This window comes from Flavobacterium fryxellicola (assembly GCF_900143245.1).
In the GTDB taxonomy this organism is placed as follows: domain Bacteria; phylum Bacteroidota; class Bacteroidia; order Flavobacteriales; family Flavobacteriaceae; genus Flavobacterium; species Flavobacterium fryxellicola.
In genome coordinates this window covers 180,148-206,083 of the sequence record NZ_FRDK01000001.1, presented here as the reverse complement: position 1 = coordinate 206,083, position 25,936 = coordinate 180,148, and the positions used below count along the sequence as shown (strand labels likewise).

The following is a 25,936-nucleotide window of genomic DNA, read 5'->3' as shown; positions in this document are numbered from 1 at the left end:
CAAAATGAGTTATTTTTGTATAAATGATAATAAACGAAATTATGAAAAAACAGTTATTTTTACTAGGATTTATGATTTGTTCCATGACGATGATAGGGCAAACCGAAAAAAAAGAAAGTTGGTATCTTAAAGTGGGCGGATCTTATTTTATGCAGACTGCTGCGACTGAATTTCCTACTGTAGGCGGGCAAGCAGCATTAAGCAAGGTTTTTGTGGGTGGAAATTTAATTTCAGAAGAAAGTATTACTGGTTCTTTTGGTGAAGGTTTTAGAACTGGAGCTGGAGTGGGATATCGCTTTACAGATCGTTTGGGTGTAGAAATGGGAATCAATTATTACAATAGTAATGACAAGACCATGGTAAAAAGAGTAGATGACGGGGCAGTAACCTTGAGATCTGTGGGTCAGATTAGAGCTTTTGATTTGGCTCCGGCTATTGTGTTATTTTTAGGTGAGGTGAAAGGATTCGAGACTTATTCAAAAGTTGGGGTAATTGTTCCTGTGCATGGTGATTTGACCATTAAAACAAATGCAGTTGTTGCACCCGGCGTAAATGTGTTTAGCAAAGATGTTATCAAACCAAATCCTACTGTAGGTTTTCAAGCCGCATTAGGAACTTCTTATAAATTGGCTAAAAACCTTTCCGCATTTGCAGAATTAGAATACCGTAACTTTACGGTTCATGGAAAAGATAAAGAAACCACTGAGTTTACTATTAACGGAACAGATCGATTGAATACGCGTACCACGGCACAGATTCATTCTAATTATTCTGATCGTTTGGATAGTAATTCGAATAATTCACAGTTTAATACGATTGACAGTACAAAGCCAACAGATGAGTTGAGTTCTTATGTTGGAATTAGTGGATTAGGATTTACGCTTGGAATGAAATACAGTCTGTAATAAAATATTTTTGAAGTATACAGTGAAAAGCTGCCTGAAGAGGCAGCTTTTTTCATTTTATATAAAAGCACTTTGTTTTTTGAATTGAGTTTCTTGTGGTGGTAAATGGCCTTCGCCTACTGGGATTGAAATTCATCCACTTTTTAGCGGGAGTAGCACTTGTCGATTTTTTAGGGAGAAGAAACCTATTTATCGGCAGGTAAGATCGCTTTTGAAAACAAAAGGCATAATTTGTTAAATAATACAAATAGAAATTGACAATATATTTATAGTCAAAACTAATTTGTGAATAGTGTTTGATTTGTTTTTAATTTCTAAATTTGTATTCTAGTTTGAAACTTTAAAATAATCAAACGATAAACTTTAAATTAAATATTATGGCATTAGCAATAACAGATGCTACTTTTGAAGAAGTAGTTTTGAAATCAGACAAACCGGTAATGGTAGATTTTTGGGCAGCTTGGTGTGGACCCTGTAGAATGGTAGGTCCAATCATTGACGAATTAAGCAATGAATACGAAGGAAAAGTGGTTATAGGAAAAGTAGATGTTGATGCAAATCAAGAATTTGCAGCTAAGTACGGAGTGAGAAACATTCCGACAGTATTGGTTTTTCATAATGGAGAAGTTGTAGGGAAACAAGTAGGAGTAGCTCCAAAGCAAACTTATGCAGATAGCTTAGACGCGTTGTTGTAATCGGAAGATTATGATTTATATAGAATCCTTTTGGGTTCAGAGAGAAGGTTTGGAGAAAGTCAAACCTTTTTTTTGCTTTTAAAACTGATTCATTTCATTTTGGTGAGGTCTTGGTTCGTTTTGGGTTGCTGTGTCGTCTTTTTAAAACTTAGCAAGCTTATTGGAGTGCTAACTCCTTTTCAATCTTTTAATTTTTGAATCGTGCTTTCTTTTAATATATTTGGTAGATGAAGATCGAATCGCAAATAGAGAAAATTTCTAGTTTCCAGCATCTGGAGTTATTGGCCAATCAGGTTGTGGAAGGTTTTATTTCAGGAATGCACAAAAGTCCTTTTCATGGGTTTTCAGCAGAATTTGCTGAACATAAAGTGTACAATGTTGGCGAAAGCACCAAACACATTGATTGGAAGTTGTTTGCCAAAACGGATCGTTTGTATACCAAACGATTTGACGAAGAAACTAATTTGCGCTGTCATATTATTATCGATAATTCGTCATCAATGCACTATCCGGTATTAAAGAAAAGTCAGCAGTTTTTTGAGAATAAGATAGGGTTTTCGGTCTTGGCTTCAGCAGTTTTAATGACCTTGCTGAAGAAACAACGTGACGCTATAGGCATGAGTGTGTTTTCGGATACATACGAGTACTACGCGCCTGAAAAAGGCAGTGATCGCCACCATCGAATGATTTTAAATGCACTTGAAGGCCTGCTAGTAAAACCTGTGGTCAAAAAAAGTACCGATACGATTACATTTTTGCATCAAATAGCAGAAAAAATTCATCGGCGCTCTATGATTATCTTATTTACGGATATGTTTCAGTCCGGTCCCGAAGCATCGGGAGAGGAAGCGCTGTTTCGAGCGTTGCAACATTTGAAACACAACAAACATAAAGTAGTTCTATTTCATGTAGTCGACAAGAAAACGGAGTTGAACTTTGACTTTGACAACGCTCCAAAGAAGTTTGTTGATGTAGAAACGGGAGAAATAGTGGCTGTTTTTGCCGATAATGTAAAAGAAGAATATGAAAAACAGATAGAAAGTTACTTTAAAAAGGTGGCCCTAACTTGTTCTCAAAACAGAATAAAGTACATTCCGGTGAGTGTGGATGAAAGTTTTGAAAAAATATTAATGACATACTTGGTTGAAAAACAAAACTTTGGATAATACGTCGAAGATTTGTCAAATATTTTTTCAAAAAATGCTTGTGCAAACGGAAATCTATTGTATCTTTGCCACCGCAATAACGCAGAGGTTTGGTAGTTCAGTTGGTTAGAATACATGCCTGTCACGCATGGGGTCGCGGGTTCGAGTCCCGTCCAGACCGCAATATTGGGGAAAGCCTTTCGTAACAGAAAGGCTTTTTTGCCCCTTAAGGTTTTTAACGTTAGTTGTGTTGTTTGCTACGAATTTGTAACTCGTAGCGGGTTTAGTAGTTAGACCAATGAAAAGCTTTTCGCCTCGGCGAATAGCTTTTTTGATTTAAAATAAAGGATGTTGGTTAGAATACATGCCTGTCTTCTCGCTTTTAGGACGAGACGGTTTCGAAGAGTCTTTAGGATAGAGAGTTAGGTAGTTACAGGTTAAAAAAATACTGGTTTGGTAGTTCAGTTGGTTAGAATACATGCCTGTCACGCATGGGGTCGCGGGTTCGAGTCCCGTCCAGACCGCTAGTAAGAAAAGAAGTCTTTCGTAACCGAAAGGCTTTTTTGATTTTGATAACTTTAATAAACGGGAATGATAACAAAAACGGATCAAGAACAAAACTTTTGCATTTGTATATCAATCTAAAATGCAAAAATTAACATTTTAATATTTCCCCAAAACTTTTAGCTTTCATCCAAATATACTAGATTAAATAAGTAAAGATTATCTTTTTAAATTCTTACCTTTACAATCCATTTTTATACTTACAGCTTTATTATAAAAAAACGACAATCATAACAACAGTTCCTGTTTTATTGATTGTTCAATCTAAAAAATACATTTAATCTTTGTTTGATTTTAAAATTAATAGGTATGGGTTTTATAATTATTTTTTTAACTTTTTGGGGAATGGAATTTATGGCTTGGCTTACACATAAATATGTAATGCATGGTTTTTTATGGAATTTACATTTTGATCATCATACCCCCAATAAGGAAGTCTTTTTTGAAAAAAATGATGCTTTTTTTCTAATTTATGCGATTCCATCTTGGCTGTGCATTATGTTAGGTTCAATGTATGGGTACTGGACAGTGATGTATATTGGTTTTGGCATATTAGCTTATGGACTAGCTTATTTTTTAGTTCACGAAGTCTTTATTCATCAAAGATTTAAATGGTTTAGAAATACTGAAAATGTTTATTTAAAAGCGATTCGTAGAGCGCACAAAGTGCATCACAAACATAGGGGAAAAGAGGAAGGCGAGTGTTTTGGAATGTTGATTGTTCCATGGAAGTTTTTAAGACAGGAACTTAAAAAAGTAAATGTTTAAAACGAGAAGTTTATAAAATATTGTTCAACAAATTTTCTTAGCTTATCTTTTAAATCACAAATATTTTCAACAGCACCACAGTTCGTAGTTTCGAAAACTAATCGTTAAAGCTATCTTTTGCAACGACATTTTTTTAATAGTAAAACCTTTATGAAGCAGGCAATTATTGTTGGTTCTGGAATTGCGGGACTTGCCGCGGCAATTCGATTGCAAAACAAGGGTTACGCTGTTCAAGTTCTTGAAAAAAACTCCTATCCTGGTGGAAAACTAACCCAAATTAGTGGGAATGGTTTTAGGTTTGATGCTGGACCGTCTCTTTTTACAATGCCTAATTTAGTTACCGAACTTTTTGATCTTTCTGGAAAAAAGTCTTCTGATTATTTCAATTTTGATCAACTCGATGTGTTATGTAATTATTTTTATGAGGATGGAACACAGATCATAGCAAGTTCAGATATCGAAGCTTTTGCAGCAGAAATCGAACGGAAAACAACTGATTCTGCCGAAAAAGTGAAAAAGCATTTAAATAAAAGTGCCTTCATTTATGGCGCTACTAAAGATCAATTTCTTAATAAATCACTGCATAAAATAAATTCGTTCCTTTCTTTTTCGACTTTGGTCGCAGTATTCAAAATGCCGTTTTTGAATATTTTTAATTCAATGAATCAGGTCAATGAAAATACCTTTACCGATTCAAAAACGATTCGGTTGTTTAACAGATATGCCACCTATAATGGATCTAATCCGTATAAAGCGCCAGGAATATTGAATATAATTCCACATCTAGAGTTTGGTCTTGGTGCTTACTTACCTCGAGGCGGTATGCACGAGATCACTAATAGTTTGGTGAAACTAGCCAAAGAAATTGGTGTTGAATTTCATTTTAATCAAGAAGTTATTGCGATTGGAACTGAAAATAATTTGGCAAAAAGCGTTACTACAGCATCTTGTAATTACGCTGCTGATCTTATCGTATGTAATGCTGACATTCATACCGTTTATGAAAAATTAATTCCTTCTGCAAAAAAATTAAAAGAGGTAGATAAACAAGAAAGATCGAGTTCTGCGCTTATTTTTTATTGGGGAGTCAATAAAGAATTTTCGCAATTGGATGTGCATAACATTATGTTCACTGAGGATTATAAAGCGGAATTTGATCATATTTTTGAAACCAAAACAATCTACGAGGATCCAACCATCTATATCAACATTACCAGTAAAAAAAATGAAGGAGATGCTCCCAAAGGAAAAGAAAACTGGTTTGTAATGATTAATGTCCCATCCGTTTACGGTCAAGATTGGGATAGTTTAATTGCCGAAGCTAGAAAAAATATTTTAAGCAAAATTTCAAGAAATTTGGGTGAAAGTATAGAGGATCTAATCCAATTTGAGCAACAATTAACCCCACAACTCATACAAGATAAAACGTATTCGTATAAAGGATCTCTATACGGAACGTCAAGCAACAATAGGTTTGCAGCTTTTTTTCGCCACAAGAATTTTTCTTCCCAGTACAAGAATCTGTTTTTTTGTGGTGGTAGTGTGCATCCAGGTGGTGGGATTCCTTTGGCTTTATTATCTGCAAAAATTATTGATAAACTCGTAAAATGATAAAAAACATATCAATAGAAAATCGTTGGATTGGGATTTTGCTGTTGTTCTATTTTTTTGGAACACTCGGAATAGCGCTGCATGAATATAAAAATTTCTTTTTGCCACTTACACCTCTTAATTTAGTGCTAACGCTATTTGTTTTTTACAAAGTAAATAATGATTTTAGTAAAAAGTTTTTAATGTTATCGTTGCTAATTTTTTTGATAGGATATACAGTTGAGGCAGTTGGAGTGGCCACAGGTGTGCTATTTGGAAGCTATTCGTATGGTAATTTATTTGGAATTAAAGTTTTTGAAACACCGTTAGTGATTGGTGTCAATTGGCTATTTTTATCATTAAGTTCTCATGGTGTCGTTCAGTATTTTACTAAAAGGCCACTTTTATTAGTCATTTTCCCTTCTATGATAATGACTGCCTTGGACTTTTTTATTGAACCGGTTGCTATGAAATTGGGCTTTTGGGGTTGGGAAAACAGTATAGTTCCATTTCAAAACTACGTGATGTGGTTTGCAACCAGTAGTTTTATTCATGGGTTGATTTACTTTTTTCGTCCTAAAATAAATCCTAAAATTAGTTTTGTCATTCTCCTTGCACAATTTGTTTTTTTTGTTGCATTATATTTTTTAATCACTTAAATCTACGTGTCGATTCAAAAATTAGTGGCACCATATATCCCTAACTTCCAACTATAATTAATTAGAACCTATTTGATCATGAGCAAACAAATTAGTACAATTACCTTTTTTAGATATGCTTCATTTAGCGATAAAGCTTGGGGCTTTGGCATGATGCAATTCGCTAATAAAGATTTAAAAAAAGTAAAGGGTTTGACTTTTTACAGATTGATGGGCAGTGGAAAAGAAAGAGGTTTCAACCCTATGCCTGATTGGTCTGTATATTGTTTACTACAAGTTTGGGAATCAGAAGAAGCAGCCCAAACCTTTTTTTCATCTTCTGATTTGATGAAACAGTATGAGAAACATACAGCGGAAATATATACACTTTACATGAAAAATATTTCAGCAGTTGGGACTTGGGTTGGCAAAAATCCTTTTGAAACAGGTGCGGAACTAGAACAAAATTCACCGATTGCAATTATTACTCGAGCAACCATAAAATGGAACTGGCTTATAAAGTTTTGGAAATACGTTCCCACTTCTGAAGAGGGTTTAAACGGAAATGAAGGCTTGATCTACACTAAAGGTGTTGGCGAGGTTCCCATTATTCAAATGGCGACTTTCAGTTTGTGGAAGGATTTTGACTCGGTAAAACAATTTGCATATAAAAGCAAGCAACATAAAGAAGCCATTAAGAAAACACGCAAATATGAATGGTATTCAGAAGAACTTTTTTCTAGGTTTCAACCCTATAAATCATCCGGAACTTGGGAAGGTAAAGATCTGTTAAGTTTATAAAATTCGTTAATTTGGCGTTGCAATTACGGTCATGATGCCGAGAGATGATTTCTTTTCCATCCATTTTTTGGGCATGAACTGTACCATTCCAACCATAAAATTCCAAAATTCGTCTTCCATGTTTTTATCCCATTGTATTCCCTTTTTTTCCATTTCGCTCATCCAATAGAGTAGGTAAGGATCCATGGTGCCATGAGTTAATAGTTTGGTGACTTTCCATCCGCTTTTATTAAGTAACATTTCTATGTTGTTAGGAGAAAATAATGAAATATGACGCGGTGTGTGCCAGCCGGCCCAATTTTCGTTGTATTTTTTTCTACTGGTAGAATCAAAATTGGGAACTTCAATAACAAGTGTTGTTGATGGTTTCGCAATAGATTTTAAATAGGTAAGATTTTCTAATGGAGTGTAGTCGTGCTCCAGATAATGCCACATCGTGATAACATCGGGTTGCAAATTACTTGATAACTCTTTAATTTCTGCTACTCGCAAATCTAATCCTTCAAAACTGGCCTCTTGCTCTTTCCATCCTTCGTTACTAAAGTCAATCCCCATTGCTTGGCAATGTAACTTTTGCTGACAAGCTTTCAAAAAAGATGGTTTACCACAACCAACATCTAAAATTAACGACTCTGACGAAATTAAATGAGTATCTCTTACCCGCTGCACTCGTTTTAAATCTAACTTTTGCTGGCTTCCTTCAACTAATTTCTCAAATTTTCCCCACGCTTCAGAACCTCTGTAAGGCAGGTAATGAGAAGTGTAGTAGTTTTTTAATTCGTCTAATTCAACTCTTGGGTTTAAGAAAACCAGTTGACATTCGGCACACTGATCAAAATTAAACAATTCTTTGCTTGAATGCATTTGAGCTGTTGTTTGAATATAAGAATTGATAGTCTGCGAGTTGCAAATTGGGCAATTGTGAAGTTGATGCATAATATCGTCCGTATTTTTTTATAAATTTAATTGATGTTTTTGAATATTTAAAATCGTATCGTACGATAGTTTAAATTTTTTGGATAAAAAAATTTTTATCTTAGCTTGTTAAAAGTATCATTTTACAGATAAATTAAATCTTTTTTTATTGTTGAAATTTAAAAAAGCATAGAATAGCACGTTACATTGGTCAAAGTTCAAATATAAACTTCGTTATTTTAGTTGTTAAAGACAATTTAATATTCATCTAAATTAGCATTAAATTCAATCTTGCTTTCTAAAAAGGAAATCATTCCATCGTAATTGGTGATTTCGCCTGCTATTTTTTTGATAAAATAATATTTTGGAAGGTTAAAATAGTAACCTTCAATTTGTTTTTATCAGAAGTAGACTCGCAATAAAATATTTAAGGAAAATTTTTGTCGCCTTATAAATAGGAATACAAACCTTTTTAGAAGCTGTTAAAATAATTCAGATTTATAGTGCCAAACAATCGATCCATATAATCCCAGAAACAGTACGCAAATCAAAAACTTCATAAAAGTAGAAGCTAGAAACCCAACAAAGGAACCTGTAGCGGCTTTCAACGCTCTGTTGTGGTCTTTGTAATCAAAAATAAGTTCTCCGATCAAAGCACCCACAAACGGACCTATAAGGAAGCCAAAAGGAACGGGAGCAATAATCCCAATAACTAAGCCAATGTTTGTCCCCCAAATACCGTAAGAACTGCCTCCAAATTTTTTAGTGCCTTTAGCCGGAATCACGTAATCTAAAACAGATACAATTATAGTAATCACTAAAGTAATCCCAAGAATCCAATAATTAGCAGGAACAGCATTTGTAAAATAGAGTAGTGCTAAACCAATCCAGCTCATGCTTGGCCCGGGCAAAACCGGTAAAAAACTACCTAATAAGCCCATTATAATGCACGCGAAACCTAGAATTAAAAGTAAGATATCCATAAATTTATTTTTAGTAATTTTGAAAACATAAAAGCAACACGTAACTAGCTTATGAAACGGATAAAATTTAGTTCTTTAGTTTTGATCATTTTCTTTTTTACTTTTTCTTATTTGACCGTGAATGCCCAGGAAAAAATTGTATATAGCAATGACGTGCTTTTAAAAGAGACCATTTACAATGAAAATAGAGTAAAAGTATTAAATTTTTCATTGAAAGAGTTTGATGCACTTTTTTTTGAATTTTTTGACAAAAAATCCAATTCTAATTTAGTTTTGACAAAGCAGGAGTTCTATAAATATACCATTCAAATTGCAATTTTTTCAGATCGACTTGCAGCTTTATATCCAGATCAAATGGAAATCGCTGATAAAAATAAAAAGAAATGGTTCGCTGAATCTTACGAAGATTATTTGCTTTCTAAAGCATCTCAAAAAAAATAATTGTATTTTTATGCACTATTAGTCCAATTCAAAAACTTAACCTTGAAGCAATATTACCTTTTTTTAGTATTTTTACTTTTCAATTCCTGTCAGTACTTTGACAAGCAAATTCCCTCGGAAAAGGAATTGTTGCAAAAGGAACTGAAATCCATCAACTGGAAAGAAGTTGATGAATACCCATCCGTTGTAGATTGCGAAAAAATAGACAATAAAGCGCAACGTCAGCAATGCTTTTTTGAGGTTCTAACGCAACTAATTCAAGAAAAATTAAGCGTTGACACTCTTTCGGTTCTCTATCCGGAATTGGATACGATTGAAGTAAAAGTCACTATTTTTCCTAACGCCACCATGCAATTTGAGCCTCAGTTTCCAAAGGATTCGGTTGCTTATGACAGAATCAAAATTGACAGTATCTTAAAAGTGCGTTTAGTCGATTTTCCAAAAGTTAATCCAGCCATCAAACGTGGAATTCCAGTAAAAACCCAATTTATTCTTCCGGTGATTCTTAAAGTAGAGTAGTAGTTTTTTGGAGCTATTTCCAGCTGTTCACTGTATCTTTTCCTTTTTTAAAGAAAAAAAGAAAAAGGATGCCGTTTCCATCTGGGCTAGGGTTTAGTGAAAACTATCAGTGTAGTTGTCAGTACATCTGAAATCAAAAATCTGCGATCTAAAATTTTCTCCCTTTCCATTCGTATTTTCCAAATAACGAATACAAAGCCACGGCAGTACTGAAAAACGGATACAGTAAACTGCTCAGTACTAAGAAACGCATTTTGTTTGTTGTCAAAAATTGATTCGATTTGTACAGCAAAATAGTGTCGATACTGAATTTTACCAAAAAAAGAAAAAGCAAGTTTTTATATGGAACACAACCCACAACCCACAACCCACAACCCACAACAATAACCGAATTCCCTCCAAAAACAATTAATCCTAAAGCCTTACCAAAACTACTTTGATACGAACTTGTTTTTGAAGCCCAACGCACTCTTTGATCAAATAAAGAGTCCCAGTTATCCAGCGGTTTTGTGTGTACAATGGTGTTTTCCGACTTCAAATAATGCACTTTTTCGGGAAATTGTGCTATCGCTTTTTGCAGCAGGAACACATCATCTCCACTAGCGATTGAATCATTTCCTTGAAATCCATTTAGTTTTTGAAAAAAAGATTTGGTATAGGCAAAATTAGCGCCATTGCACATAAAACCTTTCTTGATACCAAAACTGCCAATGGTTGCACCCTGTAAACTCGTTAAATCCAATTGCTGAAAATGATGTAAGAACGAATTAGTACAATTATAGGTAACGGCCCCAGCAATCATGCTTGTGTCATGAAGCTGAATGTAATTGTCCAAGGTCAACAACCAATTTTTAGTAACCGTACAATCTGCATCAGTGGTGACAATCCAGGGAGTATTTACGATTTGCATGGCGGTTACTATTGCATCTTTTTTTGGAGAATTTGAAATCCGGATGTTTTTTACAATACAAACTTCGTATTTCGTGTCCTGAACTTGGTACTCTTCCTCAGATTCATCATCGACTAAAATCACTTTAAACATTTCTGTTGGATAATCTAATTGGGATATACTGTTCAACAAAATAGGCAAATTTTCGGCTTCATTCCGAAACGGTACAATAATCGAGAATTTTGTTTTTGGCTTTAAGCCAGTATAATTAATTGTATTTACTTTGGTAAAGCCATAAATTAAAATTCCAATTGAAATGGAATAAATCGCAAGGATCATAAATAAAACAACTGTAATCATAATTACTTTATAAAATTGCTTCTCTCTCTGCATCGAAGACGGATAGGGTGAGAATTTTAAAATTTAGTACATAGTAGCTGCCAATTATAACAGGTAAAACTACATTCAAAAACCACATCAACGTAGAAATGAAAATAACAATCCATTCATTTACTTCAAGGATTCCAAAGAAATAAACTGCTACACTTCCTTTTACAGCAAAGTCTAAAAATTGAAAAGATGGTAGGGAGGATGCTAGAAAATAAACGCTAGTTACTGCCGACATTAATATTAGATAGGGTAAATCTACATCAAAAGCGAGGAACAAAAAATAGTATTGATGTGAAAAAACCAAATAGCGACAAACGCCTAGAAAGATATTTTTTTGGTGGATGTGTTTTGGAATTTCATTGATTTTTTGAATCAGTTTTTCAATAGAATAGCCTTTGATTTTTATTTTTTTAACCGAAAATAAAACAATGAAGACAAGCGTCAGAATTGCAAAAAGAATTGCAACTGTTCTCGTCGTAATTACATGATATTGCGTGTTAAAGTACAACAAACCAACTATCCCGATGATTACGGTTAAAATCATTTGGATTTCGTTGCAAATTAAGTTTAGGAAAATAACTTTTCTAGTTTCTGATTTATCAAAAAACAGTGCTTTTCCAGCATATTCGCCTATTCCATTTGGAGTAAAAATCCCTGCTGTTAGCGCGGCTAGAACTTGTTTTGTAGCTTCGCCTATGGTGATAGATTTGAGATTAGAAACTAAGTTTTGCCATTTTAAAATTTCAAAATACCTATTGAGTACACTTAATAATAGAATAAAACTAATTCCAATTACCGAGTGATTTTTTTTGAACAGAACCAAAAACTGCGCCCAATCAAGCTTGTCATTACTTGCCAACTGGTTGTAAATAAAATAAAAGGCGAAGCTTACAATCAAAAGTTTGATTAGAAGTACGAGGAATTGCTTAGTTTTGTGTGCAATTGATATCATTAAGGCAAAGAAAGGAAAACTATTGTGAAAATGCTATTTCGCAAAGGTTTACGCGTAGTGGTAAAATGAAAAATCACTTCGTAAAGGGTCACAAATAGAAGGAAAGGTTGTGCAAAGAATTTGAATTAGTTTCACCAATTTTTAAGTTTATTTCACCAGATTCGGTGTGTTAAAAATAGTATTTCGCAAAGATTTACAAGACGAAAGCAAAGCTGTGCCAAGATTTTAAAGTAGTTTTGCATATCTCTGCGTCTTCTGAGCGAGTCTCAGTGTACTGAAAAGAAATATTTTGCAAAGGCTTGCTAAGATTTTAAATTAATTTGCACCCTAAGCTTAACAAAAAAACTTTGTGTATTTGCGCCTTCATGGCAAAAAAACGCACTAAAATAAAAATGGCAAACGAACACATCATATTAGGAATTGACCCAGGAACAACTATTATGGGTTTTGGATTGATAAAAATTGTCAATAAAAAAATGGAGTTTTTGCAGCTGAATGAATTGCAATTGTCCAAATACGACAATCATTACCAAAAGCTGAAAATTATTTTCGAACGCACAATCGAGTTAATTGATACGCACAATCCAGATGAAATTGCAATTGAAGCTCCTTTTTTTGGAAAGAATGTACAATCGATGTTGAAGTTGGGACGCGCTCAAGGTGTAGCAATGGCAGCGGGACTTTCGAGAGATATTCCCATTACCGAGTACGAGCCTAAGAAAATAAAAATGGCCATTACCGGAAACGGAAACGCCAGCAAGGAACAAGTCGCTAAGATGCTACAACAACTTTTAGGGCTGAAGGAATTACCCAAAAATCTTGATAGTACTGATGGTTTGGCAGCGGCTGTTTGTCACTTTTTCAATTCTGGAAAAGTGCTTGGAACGAAAAGCTATACCGGTTGGGATGCTTTTGTCAAACAAAATGAAGAGAGAGTGAAAAAGTAATGTGATAGTTAGAAAAGGTGTCCATCGCATAATTGTATAAATTGTCTCCTCTTCTAATTTCCAAATTATCTAATTTAAAAATGTCCGGAATCTACATACATATCCCTTTTTGCAAGCAAGCCTGTCATTATTGTGACTTTCATTTCTCGACTTCTATGAATAAGAAAGAGGATATGGTTTTGGCTTTGGCCAAAGAAATCCAAATGCGCAAGAGTGAATTTGAAAACGATAAAATAGCGACTATTTATTTTGGCGGAGGAACGCCTTCGGTATTGACTTCAACCGAAATTGATTTTTTAATTGCCGAAGTTTATGAAAATTATGCGGTGATAGAAGATCCTGAAATCACGCTGGAAGCCAATCCAGATGATTTATCTCATGAGCGGATTATGGAACTGTCGAACAGTAAAATCAACCGTTTGAGTATCGGAATCCAGTCTTTTTTTGAGGACGATTTACAGTTGATGAATCGGGCGCATAATTCGCCGGAAGCCCAAAAATGTTTAGAAGTAGCCACCAAGTATTTTGATAATATTTCTCTTGATTTGATCTATGGCGTTCCGGGGATGAGCAATGAAAAATGGAAGATGAATATTGAAAAGGCACTTTCTTTTGGGGTGCCACACATTTCGAGTTATGCTTTGACGGTCGAACCCAAAACAGCAATGAATAAAATGATTCAAACCGGAAAAATGGAAGCGCCAAAAGACGAAGTGGCTCAGGAACATTTTATGATATTGGTTGAGATGCTTGAATCGAAAGGGTTTATTCACTATGAATTATCAAACTTCGGAAAAGAGAATTATTTCTCAAAAAACAATTCGGCTTATTGGTTGGGAAAAAAATACATGGGTATTGGTCCTTCGGCGCACAGTTATGACGGTGTTGCTAGAAGCTGGAATATTGCAAATAATTCGCTATATTTAAGAGCAATACAGGAAGTAAAATTACCAAACGAAACGGAAACTTTATCAGAAGCGGATCGTTATAATGAATATATTATGACCGGATTGCGAACTATTTGGGGTGTTTCATTGGATCGAATTCAGGCTGAATTTGGACAAACCTATTTGGATTATTTGATGAAACAAACTCAGAAATTCCGAAATGATGGGTTGGTTTCTATCGAGAATAATGTTTTGAAACCAACAAAAAAAGGAAAATTTCTGACAGATGGGATAGCGAGTGATTTGTTTTACTTAAATTTGGAATATTAACTTAACCGTACAATACGCAAAGATTTGTGCAAGGTTCAAAAAGTTGCCTTTAGCATTAAAAATGAAGCAGCAGACTTGTGTTTGATTGCGCTTTAAAATTTAAAAAAGCAATTAATCTTATACTGTGCGCCAGTGCCTACGAAGCATGCTCTTCCAATAGACTGAAAAAATCTAGTGTAGATATTGAAAACCCAAAGTCCCTGCTCTTGGTTTATGAAGAGGTTAATTTAGATGTTGGACACAGAACTGCTAGTATTGTTGAGAAAATATTTATTTTGGAAATAAATTCAGTAGAAGCATTAAACGATAATCCTGTTGTTCCATTAGTGACGTATTTGAAGTTGACTAATTGTAAATTAGGTTTACTAATCAACTGCAATGTTGTTTTAATAAAAAATGGAGTAAAAAAGAATTACTAAAAATTTGAACTAAATCATCGCGCCCTTAGCGGTTAATAACTATGATAGCAACTATAAATAATTATCAAGTAGATTTATCAAAACCCATTGATATTTCGATTCCGTTATCTAACACAGATGCAAACCCTATTGCTTGGTATATCGATAAGCCAGAAATTGAACCCGTTCGTTTTGGAGAATGGATTGGCAAGGTGTCCTCGGGAATGTCATCTACTAATTTCAATTCGATACTTTTTAATCCACATGGACATGGAACACACACGGAATGCCTTGGTCACATCACCCGTGATTTTTACAGTGTCAATCAATCTTTAAAACAATTTTTTTTTACTGCTGAATTGGTTTCGATAGAACTGGAGGACCATCAAGGAGATTTTATTGTTACTAAAGAAGCGCTTTTTAGTGCCTTAGAAGGGAAATCACCTGAAGCAATTGTTATTAGGACGTTGCCAAATGACACAAGTAAATTGTCTAGAAAATATTCTCATACGGACCCTCCTTTTATGACTGAAGGTGCTGCGTTATATCTTCGAGAAAGCGGGATCCAACACTTGCTGATTGATTTGCCAAGTGTAGATAAGGAAAAGGATGAAGGAAAACTTTTGGCACACAAAGCTTTTTGGAATGTGACTGACGTGCATACTTTAAACTCGGATGCCCGAGTAGAGGCGACGATTACCGAAATGATTTACGTCCCAGATGCTATCCCGGACGGGAGTTATTTACTGAACCTGCAAATTGCTTCTTTCGAAAATGATGCAAGTCCAAGCAAACCCATTTTGTACTCTATACGCAATAACTAATCTGGACCGTATGAATTTAGAAAGCTATTACGAATATTGTCTTGCGAAAAAAGGAGTCACAGAACATTTTCCTTTTGATGAAGATACTTTAGTTTTTAAAGTGGGCGGTAAGCTGTTTGCATTGACCTCTTTAAGCCAGTGGGAAAAAGGCGAACCCTCCGTGAATTTAAAATGTGACCCAGAACGCGCTCAGGAATTGCGGGCGGAATATGATTCAATTCAACCGGGTTTTCATGCCAATAAAACCCATTGGAACACAATAGCTATAAATAAGTCAGTTTCGGATGCGTTGGTCAAAGAGTTGATCAACCACTCCTATGATTTGGTTTTCAAAAGTTTAACAAAGAAATTGCAAAACGAAATTTTAGAATTAGAAAATTAGGTATTACTTTTGATGTGGAATTTCGATATAAAAAATAAACAGGTACTGAAATAAATTCAGCATAAAAATGAAAGAACAATTTAAGAAGTTTTTAAACGAAGAACAAGATCCAAAAGCCATTGAAAAAATAGCCTCAAAACTGAGTGATTTACTGATGAAGAATGAGGAAATAGGATATATAGCTGTTCAAAAAAAACCAGCGATTACTGTTTTACCGGATAGTATCGTGATGACTAATAAAAGAATTATCATTTGTCAGCCCAAAAATCTAGGTTTGTCGATGAATTTTATTGACTATACTTGGGATGAGATAGAAGGAACTTTTGTAAAAGAAAATATTTTGGGTTCCGAGTTTTCTTTTACAACGCGAACTAATATGGAGGTTTCGATTGATTATATTCCAAAAATTCAAGCGAGAAAGATATTTACTTATGCTAAAGAACAATTGGACCTATTAAAAAGTGGTGCTGTTTTTAATGCATCAACATTTGATGAAGTTCCAGTGGTTGCAGTACAAGAAGAGGAAATTATTGAAGAAATGGAGACGGAAGAAGTAATTAGCTTTGCTGAAATAATGACCATTACACCTCCGCCTTTTAATTTGAAATCCGAAGAGTTACATGCTCCTACTGACCTTCAAAAAGAAAATGGTTTACAGAATTTGTCGCAGGATGCACTTTTTGAAAAATTACAGAATTATAAAAAATTACTAGATAATGGTTTGATTTTGCAGGGAGAATACGATGCTTTCAAAAAAGAAATTTTGAGTTATATGTAACTTATTCGAAAGTCTTAGAGTCAAAAGTCTTAGGAACGCAAATTTTGTACTTATTTTAAGAATTTTGACTTTAAAACTACCATACTAAAGTGTTCTTTTCTGTTTTTCTACAAAATTATTCGATTGTAGCTCTAGTAAATTAGCCGCGTTTTTTCGTTGTAAGTCATACAAATTTTTATCCTGCGTAATGTCTTGATAAACTTTGTCGTGCATAGTAGCACTTGTGCTTACCAATAAACCACGTAGGTATTTGTCTTGCTCTAAAGTTGCCTTTAGCGCGGTTTCTAAATCTTCTAATTTAAAATCATATTCGCCTTTTGGGGACAACAATTTAGCGATAATTGGAGACGTCTCAATGGCTAGAAATAAAAGCATGATAAAAAAGGAAGGGAGCCAAGGTAACTTATCTAGTGCGTTGATTCGAGCCATCAAACCATCAAAACTATCTATTATAGGTTGGCTTGCGGTAACTTTCTTGTCTAAATCGGTTTGAAGTGTTTGTGAATTTTTTTCAATTGTGATAATTTTAGCTAGGTTGGCTTTTTTGATAGAATCCAATTGGGCGGAAGCCAAATTATGTTTGGCTATTTTTTCCTTAAAAACGGGGCCTTTACCTAACTTTTTGGTGCCAGCTGTTCCTTCTGCTTCGGTAATATAAGTTTCGTATAGCGCATTTACCTCTTTCTCTTTCTGCATGATCTCTGATCTCAAAGTATCGATTTCAGTTTTATTTTTATCCAAATCCGATTTAAAATAAGTAGCTACCTCCTTTTTGTTGTTCAAAGCCATGGCGTTTTTCTCCTTTAGTAAAACGGTATTTATCTCTTTCTCGAAGATTTTAATTTCCAATGGTTTTGAAATTACTATAGCGATAATTACTGCCAAAATAATTCGAGGTGTTGCTTGTAGAAATTCACTCCCAAAGCGGTCTCTTTTTCGGATGGTAGAAACAATAAAACGATCTAAATTAAAAATAAGTAAACTCCAGACTAGTCCAAAGAGTAGTGCGGGATACACATTATCAAATACCGTGAACAGCGCATAAGAACTGGCAATAAAAGCCATTACGGCGGTAAAGAAAACGGTGGCGCCAATACCCACATATTTAGTTTGTTCGCCTTCGGAACATCCTGCAAGAAGGTCCTTGTCTGCTCCAGAACAAAGGATGAAAAATTGTTTTAACATGATTGATTTTTGGATTGCTTCGCCAGTTCGCTATTCTAGCTCGGGTGATTGATTGATTCAAATTTAACGCCAAAAAATGAATCTTGGTATAAATAGTTGATTTGTTTTTGATTACTGTTTTTTATATACAAAAAAAGAGCCGCTCTTTACGAACGGCCCTATAGTTTTTAGAGTAGTAGTGGCTTAGGCTTTTGGAGCTCCCGCCATAATTTCGTCATTTGCAAATTCTTCAAATTTGGCGAAGTTTGCTTTAAATTTTTGAGCTAATTCAATGGCTTTTTTATCGTACAACTCAGGATCTTCCCAAGTATTTCTAGGATTTAATATTTCACTAGGTACGTTGGGACAGGTTTGTGGTTTTGCTATTCCAAAAACTTCATGATTCTCATACCCCACTTCGTCTAATTCTCCATTGAGAGCAGCTGTAATCATAGCACGCGTGTACTTTAATTTCATTCTACTTCCTATTCCGTAAGGACCGCCAGTCCATCCGGTATTGACTAGCCAAACTTTTACGTTAGCATCTTTGATTTTTTTACTCAACATCTCAGCATATTTTGTTGGATGCAAAGGCATAAAAGGAGCACCAAAACAGGCAGAGAAATTAGGTTGTGGTTCTGTAATTCCTGCTTCGGTTCCTGCTACTTTAGCGGTATATCCAGAAATAAAGTGATAAGCAGCCTGTCCAGGAGTTAGTTTAGAAATTGGGGGCAAAATACCAAAAGAATCGGCTGTTAGGAAAAAGATATTTTTTGGATTTTTTCCAATAGATCCTGGCTGGATGTTGTCTATATGGAATATTGGATAACTTACTCTAGTGTTTTCTGTTATAGAGACATCTTCAAAATCAACTTCTTTGGTGTCTGGATTGACAATGACGTTTTCTAAAAGCGATCCTTTTTTTATTGCTCTGAAAATATCCGGTTCATTTTCTTCCGTAAGATTGATCACTTTAGCATAACATCCTCCCTCAAAATTAAAGATAGTATTTTCATTTGTCCATCCGTGTTCATCATCTCCTATTAGTTTACGGTTAGGATCTGCAGATAAAGTGGTTTTTCCAGTTCCTGATAAACCAAAGAAAATGGCTGCATCGTCATTTTCCCCTACGTTTGCGCTGCAATGCATTGGCATTGTATTTTTAAAAACTGGCATTATAAAGTTCAAAGCAGAAAAAATTCCTTTTTTCATTTCTCCAGTATATCCAGTGCCGCCAATAAGAACTATTTTTCTAGTAAAATTTAAAATCGCAAAATTGCTTTGACGTGTTCCGTCTAATTCAGGGTCTGCGAAGAAACCTGGTGCAGATACTAAAGTCCATTCTGGAGTGAAAGTGGCTAATTCTTCTACTTCAGGTCTTAAAAACATGTTGTAGCAAAATAAATTAGACCATGCGTTTTCTGTAACAGCTCTAATATTTAATCTGTAATTGGGATCTGCACATGCATAAGAATCTCTAACGAAAACCTCTTTATTCGATAAGTAAGCGGTCACTTTGTTATACAAAGCATCAAAATCCTCTGGAGCAAAAGGAATATTTACATTTCCCCACCAAACTTTATCTTCAGTAATACTGTCTTTTACGATAAAACGATCCTTTGGAGAGCGTCCCGTGTATTCGCCAGTATTTACCGCTAATGATTCTGATGAAACCTCTATTCCTTGACCTGATTGTATTGTAATGTCGTGTAATTCTTCAGGGGATAACTGGTAATGAATTTTTGCATTTTCAATTCCTAATTCTTTTAACGAAATCGATTGCGAGAAAAGTGTGTTATTGTCCATAAATCTATTGTTGTGTGGTTTCTTTTTATAGATTGCAAAAGTAGAAATTATATTTCAGTTAGCGTTTGATTCTGCTAGTTTTGTGATTTTTTATTTAAGATACGTAGTAACAAAATGCCCCAAGCCACAATTAGCAGCAGTCCGCCAATGGGAGTTAAGAATCCAATAATTTTAAAATCAAAAGCGGACAGGTCATTTGTGGCTAATAAATAAATAGAGCCAGAGAATAATAGAACACCAAAAACGATCAATAAGTAGATTGCTTTTTTAGTTTTTAGGGAGAGGTCTTGCGTTAGACCAAGAAATAATAAAAAGATGGCGTGGTACATCTGATAGCGTACGCCGGTTTCAAAAGTGGCTAATTGTTCAATAGTCAGTACTTTTTTTAGAGCATGTGCGCCAAAAGCACCCAGAATTATAGCAATTATTCCTAAAATTGTTCCTGTTGAAAGTATCTTTTTGTCCATGAAGTTGGTGATTTTAGTGCAAAAGTATTTCATACCACTTCAATTTAAAAGTAATTGGACAGATACTTTCAATTTGAGCGGTAGAAACGCGAAAGTACCCCTTTCCTATTTTTTAATTTCTAAATTAGCTGCAGTTATTTTGTTATAAATACAACATTTTTGTATGTTTGTGTTATAAATGTATAAAAATGAGAACAATTTTAATCATTGGGGCAGGAAGATCAGCATCCTCTTTAATTCAGTATCTTTTAAGTAAATCTGAAAAAGAAAACTTACATCTTGTTATTGGTGATTTGTCATTGGCATTAGCCCAAAAAAAAACAAACAATCACACGAATGCGACGGCAATTGCTTTGGATATTTTTGATGAAAATCAAAGAAAAGCAGCGATTCAGAATGCCACTATTGTGATATCGATGTTGCCCGCTCATTTGCATATTGAAGTGGCTAAAGATTGTATTATTTACAAAAAACATTTGGTTACTGCTTCTTACGTGAGCGTGGCCATGCAGGAATTAGATGCAGCTGCTACAGAAAATAATCTGATTTTCATGAACGAAATTGGACTAGATCCGGGCATTGACCACATGAGTGCAATGAAAGTAATTGATGCCATAAAAGAAAAAGGCGGAGAAATGCTCCTTTTTGAATCCTTTTGTGGTGGATTGGTTGCTCCTGAATCAGACACCAATCTTTGGAATTATAAATTTACTTGGGCGCCGCGAAATGTAGTGCTCGCTGGTCAGGGTGGTGCTGCCAAGTTTATTCAGGAAGGGACTTATAAATACATTCCGTATTGCAATTTATTCCGCAGGACTGAGTTTTTACAAGTGGAAGGATATGGCCGTTTTGAAGCATATTCGAATCGGGATTCGTTAAAATACCGCAGCGTATATGGTCTAGACAATGTGCTTACTTTATATAGAGGAACGATTAGAAGAGTGGGATTTTCTAAAGCATGGACCATGTTTGTTCAATTAGGGATGACCGATGATAGTTACGTCATGGAAAATTCTGAAACCATGAGTTACCGTGAGTTTGTGAATTCGTTTTTGCCCTATCACCCCACAGATTCAGTTGAAATCAAGACCCGTTTGATTCTAAAAATCGACCAAGATGACATCATGTGGGACAAGTTATTAGAATTAGATTTATTCAATCGCAATAAAATTGTAGGTTTAAAGCAGGCAACACCCGCACAAATTTTAGAAAAAATATTAACAGACAGTTGGACCCTGCAAGAAGATGACAAAGATATGATCGTCATGTACCACAAATTTGGGTATGAACGTAAAGGCAAAAAAGAACAAATAGATTCCAAAATGGTTTGCATTGGTGATGACCAAACGTATACCGCTATGGCAAAAACAGTAGGACTGCCCGTTGCAATGGCAACATTATTGATCTTGAACGGTAAAATTACCACCCCAGGAGTGCAGTTGCCGATTCGTAAGGAAGTGTACGAGCCTATTTTAAAAGAATTAGAGGAGTATGGCGTAGTTTTCAAGGAAATCGCCATGCCGTATTTAGGGTACAATCCCGATAAAGAGTTTAGTTATTAGTTTTTTTAGATTTTAGTTTGCCAAATCCGCTCCTGTTTTCAGAGCGGATTTTGTTTTTAAGGACGCTTTTGTTTTTGAATGCTTTTGGGCGTGTCCCTCCGTAAAAACTTCGGGTCGGGCTATGCGCTGCAATCTTTGTGTTTTTAAAGAAAAAACACAAAGGATTTTCGCTGCTATCCCTCACGCAACCCGCGATAAGTAAGATGTTTTTTCTGCTAAATTGTAAGAAAATTTTAATATATTTGAAAATATAAAAAGAGACCAGCAGTAGCGCTTATCTACCTAAATTTGTGTGTATACACGCTACGTCGCAGCGAGTATATTAATGTTGGCGGAAATCTCCAAAAAAAATCGGATGGATAAAAAATTCATATATTTAAATACAACAATAATAGTACTAATAATTCTTGTTTTTATCTTTGGTGATTACTTCTCTCCTATTGAAATGAAATTTCAATATTGGTGGAATACTAAAAATTTTGAATGGGAAATTCTAGTAATGATTTTCATAGTGTCTCCAATATTATCTGCTGTAATAAGTTTGAAAAAAATCAAACATTTAAATTATAAAATTAAAATTAGTAGAGTTTTATTTTTTATTAATTCTCTAATAGTATTGTTTTTAGTTTTTCAGTTCACAAAATTTTATTTGAATACAAAAACTGAATTAACGAAAAGAGAAAATGAATTAATAGAAATAGCAAAGAAAGATATTAAAGAGGATAATGTAACTTATAAATTTGCGGGAGGACTAAAACTTCCACTGTTTACAAAAGAAAATGAAAATAAAATTGACAGTATTCAAAAAAAATATGGTGTTAAATATGTTAATACTGGATGTGTAGTAGATTTGACAGAAATACAAGCCCAAGAAAAATATAAAGAAACTGTAAAACCATATTTAGACAAAAGAAACGGAAAAAATTGGGAAAATATAATGGAAACAGAAATTGAAACCCTAAAATAGCAGTCCATTTAAGTATCCGTACAAATAGATTTTAAGAAACAGTTTAGTATCAAGACTTGGAAATCCTTCGGATTTTATAGTTTGTGCCGTAAAATCAAATGCTTTCAGGGATATGTGGGCTACAAATGCATCAATAAAACGTACGGGATTGTCGGAAGCAATTTTATCTTCTAAACTACTTATTTGCAATTGTTCACGCGAAATATGTATGATCTGTTGCATCTTTAAATGTACAATAATTCTTCTTTATATCAAAAATAAGGCACTATATTTAATACAAATAAAACAGATGTTTTTTCACAGATTGACGTCCGTAGAAAGTTAAAAAAACTGCACAAAAGACCTTTAACCTAAGAATTCCATTCATTTTGTATAGAAACATTTATTAATTGATGAAATATCCAAGATACGAATATTCAACGGAAGCTGAATTAAACATTTTTGAATTTGAAAGCATTGGACCGAAAGGTAAAATATTCAAATTAGTACAATATTAAGAAATGAATATTAAAGGTTATTTCAATGTAGCTTTTGGAGATTTAGATCTAAAAACAAGAGAAATAAATGATGGTGTAATAACTAATAATGGAGATGCAACAAAAGTTTTAGCAACGGTAGTTTCTACAGTTTACGCTTTTACAGGAAGATATCCAGACGCTCATATTTTTGCGACAGGAAGTAGTGAAGCGAGAACAAGATTATACCGAATGGGTATTACAAATAATTTAGAAGAATTAAAAAATGACTTTTATGTTTATAGATTTAAAGTTGACGAATCATTTGAATCATTTAGTGTTGGAGAAGATTATTTAGGCTTTTTAATAACACGAAAAAATTAAAAATTATGAAAGTTGAAGATTTAAATAAAGCAAAAATACCTGTAGTGAAAATTAATAAGAAATTGGAAGAATTTAGAGGAAAAATATTGTTTCCTGAAAAACTTGAATTGGCTAATAAAATGCTTGAAAAAGTTAAGCTTCCAGTAGAAACGTCGAAATAACCTTTCACTAATAGTAAAGGCTTCGTTGCGTGCGCAGCACGAACAATGAAGCCGCGGTTGAATCCTCCACGGCGGACAGGTTGGAACCAGTTAAGAGTCCGCTAACACTATGGAGTTATCGTAAAATTATCAGAAGGAGTTTTAGGAGGTTATCACGCCTCTTTTTTTTGCAAATCCTAAAATTAAATAGTTACAAACCATATACCATCTCAAAGAGTCATATTGTTAGTTTAAAACCAAATCCGCTTCTTTTGAAGCGGATTTTGGTTTTATTAGGACTTGCCAGATTGTATCGTTATTGGTAAACTGTATAACACTCTAACAGGAACACCGTCCATTTTACCTGGTATCCATTTTGGACATAATTTCAAAACACGTACGGCTTCATCACCAGTTCCGTAGCCAATATCGCGAATGTTTTTTACGTCGCTAATACTGCCGTCTTTTTCAATGATAAACGTGATGTATATTTTTCCTTTTAAATTAGGTTGTTCTGGAGTTTTAAAATTGTTGCCGACAAATTTGTAAAATTCCATAATTCCTCCCGGAAAATCTGGTTTTTCTGTTAGTCCAGCTGTATTGTAAATATCCCCAAATTCATCGCTGGCTGTTAATTTTGAAGCTTCAGCCTGATAGTCTTTTTCTAAAATAGTTATGGATTTATTATTTATTTTTTCTCCACTACTGTTTACTCTTAATCCAGATCTATCGTAGTATTCTCTTTCTTTATCTTTTGTTACATAAAAATGAACTTCATTGTTGATAAAAATATATCCCTCTTTTGCAGGATTGCCGGAAATGTCTATGGAACCTTTATCATTAAAATAGAGACTACCAATTTTAGTATACTCTTCGTTTTTAATTTTTACGACGGCTAGTTTTTTTCTTTTTACAGTATCGTTTTGCTTGACCGACTTTTCAATGTGTTGTAAAACACTTTTGGCAGTTGCAATCTTCTCATTTAAAATTGGTTGCTGTTCAAGGATAGGATTGTTTTTTTCTTTGGCAACCGTTTTGATGCAAAAGGCAAATAAAAGTACCGATAGAACAGGAATAATTGTCATTTTCTTGACAAGTGAAAGCGTTTTTGATGTGGTTTTTGTCATCATGAGTAATCGTTTTTTAGTTATAAAATAATTCAAATTACTGGCCAAGTAAAAAGTGTGGTTCTCGTTTGCTTTCGATAGTAATAAAGATTGATAGAACGGAACGTTATTATAAGATTTTACTACATTCTCGTCAGCAAGAAATTCGTGATTGAGTTGTATTGCTTTTTTATAAAAAATAAAGATCGGGTTAAACCAAAAAACAGTTTTTAAGATTTCGATAAATAGAATGTCTAATGTGTGTTTTTGGAGTACATGGGTTAGTTCATGCGTATAGAGTTCGGCTTCAATTTTGCGGTTTTTGTATTCAGTTTCGTTGATGAAAATAGTATTTAGGAACGTGTGCGGTAGTGTTTTTTCAGGGACTAGAATTAATTTGGCGTTCTTAAAAGTAATTGGAGAATTTGACTTCATTTTGCCCGAAATCTTGATGATGTTGTAGGCAAAACGGAGGGCCAGAATTAGCGTTGTCACGGCATATACACTCCATAATCCTATAACTGTATAGTTTGTTTCTTCTGCCACTACAGCACTTCCTTGCATCAATTGCATGTTTCCTAGGTTGACTGGACGCGAGGTTATTTCCTGAATCACTTCGATGGTTATAAAGGGAAGCGTCATCGAAAAAACAAGGCTGAAAAGCAAGTAAAACCGATTGAAGCTGTGTATTTTTTCTTTTTCTAGAAACAAATAATACACCGCCAATAATACGAATAATGAAATGGTTGATTTGATTAAAAAGTCGCTCATTTTTTCTTTTTTAAAATTTCACTGTCTATTATTTTCTTGAGTTCTTCCAGTTCCACTTGAGACAAATTGGTTTCGGTGGTAAAGAAAGAAGCAAATTGGGATGCCGAATTGTTAAAAAAATTACTGATCAGTCCGTTTACGTGTTTTGAGAAATAATCGGTTTTCTTAACTAAGGGATAGTACTCTCGCGAGTTTCCGAATTCAGTGTAAGCCACAAATTGTTTGTCAATCATTCTTTTTAGCAAAGTTGCAACCGTTGTTGTAGCCGGTTTTGGTTCCGGAAACGCTTCCAATAAATCTTTCATGAAAGCTTTCTCTAGTTTCCAAAGGTGTTGCATTAATTGTTCTTCGGAGTTTGTAAGTTGTTGCATTT

28 protein-coding genes, 2 tRNA genes and 1 pseudogene are annotated in these 25,936 nt (G+C 34.3%); 21 read left to right on the top strand and 10 right to left on the bottom strand.

Annotated elements, in window-relative coordinates; genetic code table 11:
* The first annotated feature begins 41 nt into the window (after positions 1–41).
* From BUA03_RS00905 to BUA03_RS00865, 9 genes are all read left to right on the top strand, one after another.
* Positions 42–905: an outer membrane beta-barrel protein gene (locus tag BUA03_RS00905; protein WP_066083172.1), complete on the top strand. Its 864-nt coding sequence runs from the start codon at positions 42–44 to the stop codon at positions 903–905.
* Positions 906–1,282: 377 nt separating this feature from the next.
* Positions 1,283–1,600 (top strand): thioredoxin, encoded by a 318-nt coding sequence (trxA, locus tag BUA03_RS00900; RefSeq protein ID WP_066083169.1) that lies wholly within the window; start codon positions 1,283–1,285, stop codon positions 1,598–1,600.
* Positions 1,601–1,827: 227 nt separating this feature from the next.
* Positions 1,828–2,766, top strand: coding sequence for a DUF58 domain-containing protein (locus BUA03_RS00895; protein ID WP_066083166.1), 939 nt, complete (start codon positions 1,828–1,830; stop codon positions 2,764–2,766).
* 86 nt (positions 2,767–2,852) lie between these two features.
* Positions 2,853–2,926 (top strand) — tRNA-Asp (locus tag BUA03_RS00890).
* 269 nt (positions 2,927–3,195) lie between these two features.
* A tRNA-Asp gene (locus tag BUA03_RS00885) sits at positions 3,196–3,269 on the top strand.
* 349 nt (positions 3,270–3,618) lie between these two features.
* Positions 3,619–4,077 carry a sterol desaturase family protein gene (locus tag BUA03_RS00880; RefSeq protein ID WP_066083164.1) on the top strand — a complete coding sequence of 153 codons (459 nt, stop codon included), beginning with the start codon at positions 3,619–3,621 and terminating at the stop codon, positions 4,075–4,077.
* Positions 4,078–4,227: 150 nt separating this feature from the next.
* On the top strand, positions 4,228–5,688 hold the full coding sequence (gene crtD, locus BUA03_RS00875; protein WP_066083163.1) for a 1-hydroxycarotenoid 3,4-desaturase CrtD: 1,461 nt from the start codon (positions 4,228–4,230) through the stop codon (positions 5,686–5,688).
* Positions 5,685–6,326, top strand: a complete 642-nt coding sequence (locus tag BUA03_RS00870; protein WP_066083161.1) for a carotenoid biosynthesis protein — start codon at positions 5,685–5,687, stop codon at positions 6,324–6,326. Before crtD ends, BUA03_RS00870 begins: the two co-directional genes overlap by 4 nt.
* A 78-nt stretch (positions 6,327–6,404) precedes the next feature.
* The gene (locus BUA03_RS00865; RefSeq protein WP_066083159.1) at positions 6,405–7,106 is read left to right on the top strand and encodes a DUF3291 domain-containing protein; all 702 of its coding nucleotides are present in this window, start codon (positions 6,405–6,407) and stop codon (positions 7,104–7,106) included.
* 6 nt (positions 7,107–7,112) lie between these two features.
* Here BUA03_RS00865 and BUA03_RS00860 read toward each other — a convergent pair whose 3' ends face one another.
* Both BUA03_RS00860 and BUA03_RS00855 read right to left on the bottom strand, forming a co-directional pair.
* The gene (locus BUA03_RS00860) at positions 7,113–7,970 is read right to left on the bottom strand and encodes a class I SAM-dependent methyltransferase (protein ID WP_245792542.1); all 858 of its coding nucleotides are present in this window, start codon (positions 7,968–7,970) and stop codon (positions 7,113–7,115) included.
* 533 nt (positions 7,971–8,503) lie between these two features.
* The gene (locus BUA03_RS00855) at positions 8,504–9,004 is read right to left on the bottom strand and encodes a DUF456 domain-containing protein (RefSeq protein ID WP_066083155.1); all 501 of its coding nucleotides are present in this window, start codon (positions 9,002–9,004) and stop codon (positions 8,504–8,506) included.
* A gap of 51 nt (positions 9,005–9,055) precedes the next feature.
* On the opposite strand from BUA03_RS00855, the gene BUA03_RS00850 reads away from it, so the two are divergent.
* Positions 9,056–9,445, top strand: a complete 390-nt coding sequence (locus tag BUA03_RS00850) for a hypothetical protein (protein WP_066083153.1) — start codon at positions 9,056–9,058, stop codon at positions 9,443–9,445.
* 42 nt (positions 9,446–9,487) lie between these two features.
* Entirely contained in the window at positions 9,488–9,964 is a 477-nt protein-coding gene (locus BUA03_RS00845; protein WP_066083198.1) for a hypothetical protein, read from the top strand.
* 148 nt (positions 9,965–10,112) lie between these two features.
* Here the strand turns inward: BUA03_RS00845 and BUA03_RS00840 are convergent, their stop codons facing one another.
* Together BUA03_RS00840 and BUA03_RS00835 are read right to left on the bottom strand one after the other, a co-directional pair.
* On the bottom strand, positions 10,113–11,210 hold the full coding sequence (locus tag BUA03_RS00840; RefSeq protein ID WP_139255603.1) for a glycosyltransferase family 2 protein: 1,098 nt from the start codon (positions 11,208–11,210) through the stop codon (positions 10,113–10,115).
* A 10-nt stretch (positions 11,211–11,220) separates the two neighbouring features.
* Complete coding sequence (locus tag BUA03_RS00835) at positions 11,221–12,195, bottom strand: lysylphosphatidylglycerol synthase domain-containing protein (RefSeq protein WP_066083150.1); 975 nt, start codon at positions 12,193–12,195, stop codon at positions 11,221–11,223.
* Positions 12,196–12,587: 392 nt separating this feature from the next.
* Between BUA03_RS00835 and ruvC the strand changes: the two genes are divergently transcribed.
* The 6 genes from ruvC to BUA03_RS00805 all read left to right on the top strand — a co-directional run bounded on the left by ruvC (position 12,588) and on the right by BUA03_RS00805 (position 16,741).
* Entirely contained in the window at positions 12,588–13,142 is a 555-nt protein-coding gene (ruvC, locus tag BUA03_RS00830; protein ID WP_066083194.1) for a crossover junction endodeoxyribonuclease RuvC, read from the top strand.
* 80 nt (positions 13,143–13,222) lie between these two features.
* The gene (gene hemW / locus BUA03_RS00825; RefSeq protein ID WP_066083149.1) at positions 13,223–14,359 is read left to right on the top strand and encodes a radical SAM family heme chaperone HemW; all 1,137 of its coding nucleotides are present in this window, start codon (positions 13,223–13,225) and stop codon (positions 14,357–14,359) included.
* 77 nt (positions 14,360–14,436) lie between these two features.
* Positions 14,437–14,778: a GxxExxY protein gene (locus tag BUA03_RS00820; protein WP_066083148.1), complete on the top strand. Its 342-nt coding sequence runs from the start codon at positions 14,437–14,439 to the stop codon at positions 14,776–14,778.
* 41 nt (positions 14,779–14,819) lie between these two features.
* Complete coding sequence (locus BUA03_RS00815; protein ID WP_066083146.1) at positions 14,820–15,581, top strand: cyclase family protein; 762 nt, start codon at positions 14,820–14,822, stop codon at positions 15,579–15,581.
* 10 nt (positions 15,582–15,591) lie between these two features.
* Complete coding sequence (locus tag BUA03_RS00810) at positions 15,592–15,963, top strand: MmcQ/YjbR family DNA-binding protein (protein ID WP_066083144.1); 372 nt, start codon at positions 15,592–15,594, stop codon at positions 15,961–15,963.
* 67 nt (positions 15,964–16,030) lie between these two features.
* Positions 16,031–16,741: a PH domain-containing protein gene (locus tag BUA03_RS00805; protein ID WP_066083142.1), complete on the top strand. Its 711-nt coding sequence runs from the start codon at positions 16,031–16,033 to the stop codon at positions 16,739–16,741.
* A gap of 84 nt (positions 16,742–16,825) precedes the next feature.
* Here BUA03_RS00805 and BUA03_RS00800 read toward each other — a convergent pair whose 3' ends face one another.
* The 3 genes from BUA03_RS00800 to BUA03_RS00790 all read right to left on the bottom strand — a co-directional run bounded on the left by BUA03_RS00800 (position 16,826) and on the right by BUA03_RS00790 (position 20,178).
* Positions 16,826–17,926, bottom strand: coding sequence for a DUF4407 domain-containing protein (locus tag BUA03_RS00800; RefSeq protein WP_066083140.1), 1,101 nt, complete (start codon positions 17,924–17,926; stop codon positions 16,826–16,828).
* Between the two features lie 183 nt (positions 17,927–18,109).
* Positions 18,110–19,711: a phosphoenolpyruvate carboxykinase (ATP) gene (gene pckA, locus BUA03_RS00795; RefSeq protein WP_066083138.1), complete on the bottom strand. Its 1,602-nt coding sequence runs from the start codon at positions 19,709–19,711 to the stop codon at positions 18,110–18,112.
* A 74-nt stretch (positions 19,712–19,785) separates the two neighbouring features.
* Entirely contained in the window at positions 19,786–20,178 is a 393-nt protein-coding gene (locus BUA03_RS00790; RefSeq protein ID WP_066083136.1) for a DUF423 domain-containing protein, read from the bottom strand.
* Positions 20,179–20,366: 188 nt separating this feature from the next.
* Here BUA03_RS00790 and BUA03_RS00785 point away from each other — a divergent pair, with 188 nt between their 5' ends.
* Together BUA03_RS00785 and BUA03_RS00780 are read left to right on the top strand one after the other, a co-directional pair.
* Positions 20,367–21,740: a saccharopine dehydrogenase family protein gene (locus tag BUA03_RS00785; protein ID WP_066083134.1), complete on the top strand. Its 1,374-nt coding sequence runs from the start codon at positions 20,367–20,369 to the stop codon at positions 21,738–21,740.
* Positions 21,741–22,095: 355 nt separating this feature from the next.
* Positions 22,096–22,707 (top strand): FEKKY domain-containing protein, encoded by a 612-nt coding sequence (locus BUA03_RS00780; RefSeq protein ID WP_139255591.1) that lies wholly within the window; start codon positions 22,096–22,098, stop codon positions 22,705–22,707.
* On the opposite strand, the gene BUA03_RS00775 is transcribed toward BUA03_RS00780, so the two are convergent.
* Positions 22,699–22,929, bottom strand: a complete 231-nt coding sequence (locus tag BUA03_RS00775) for a transposase (RefSeq protein ID WP_066083130.1) — start codon at positions 22,927–22,929, stop codon at positions 22,699–22,701. The genes BUA03_RS00780 and BUA03_RS00775 overlap by 9 nt on opposite strands.
* A 170-nt stretch (positions 22,930–23,099) precedes the next feature.
* On the opposite strand from BUA03_RS00775, the pseudogene BUA03_RS00770 reads away from it, so the two are divergent.
* Positions 23,100–23,546: pseudogene (locus tag BUA03_RS00770) on the top strand (DUF6934 family protein).
* A gap of 5 nt (positions 23,547–23,551) precedes the next feature.
* A complete protein-coding gene (locus BUA03_RS16575) occupies positions 23,552–23,707 on the top strand; it encodes a hypothetical protein (RefSeq protein WP_169807458.1) in 156 nt (51 codons plus the stop codon).
* A gap of 272 nt (positions 23,708–23,979) precedes the next feature.
* Here BUA03_RS16575 and BUA03_RS16815 read toward each other — a convergent pair whose 3' ends face one another.
* On the bottom strand, positions 23,980–25,563 hold the full coding sequence (locus BUA03_RS16815) for a M56 family metallopeptidase (protein WP_066083128.1): 1,584 nt from the start codon (positions 25,561–25,563) through the stop codon (positions 23,980–23,982).
* Positions 25,560–25,934 carry a BlaI/MecI/CopY family transcriptional regulator gene (locus BUA03_RS00760; RefSeq protein ID WP_066083126.1) on the bottom strand — a complete coding sequence of 125 codons (375 nt, stop codon included), beginning with the start codon at positions 25,932–25,934 and terminating at the stop codon, positions 25,560–25,562. Before BUA03_RS00760 ends, BUA03_RS16815 begins: the two co-directional genes overlap by 4 nt.
* Positions 25,935–25,936 lie beyond the last annotated feature (2 nt).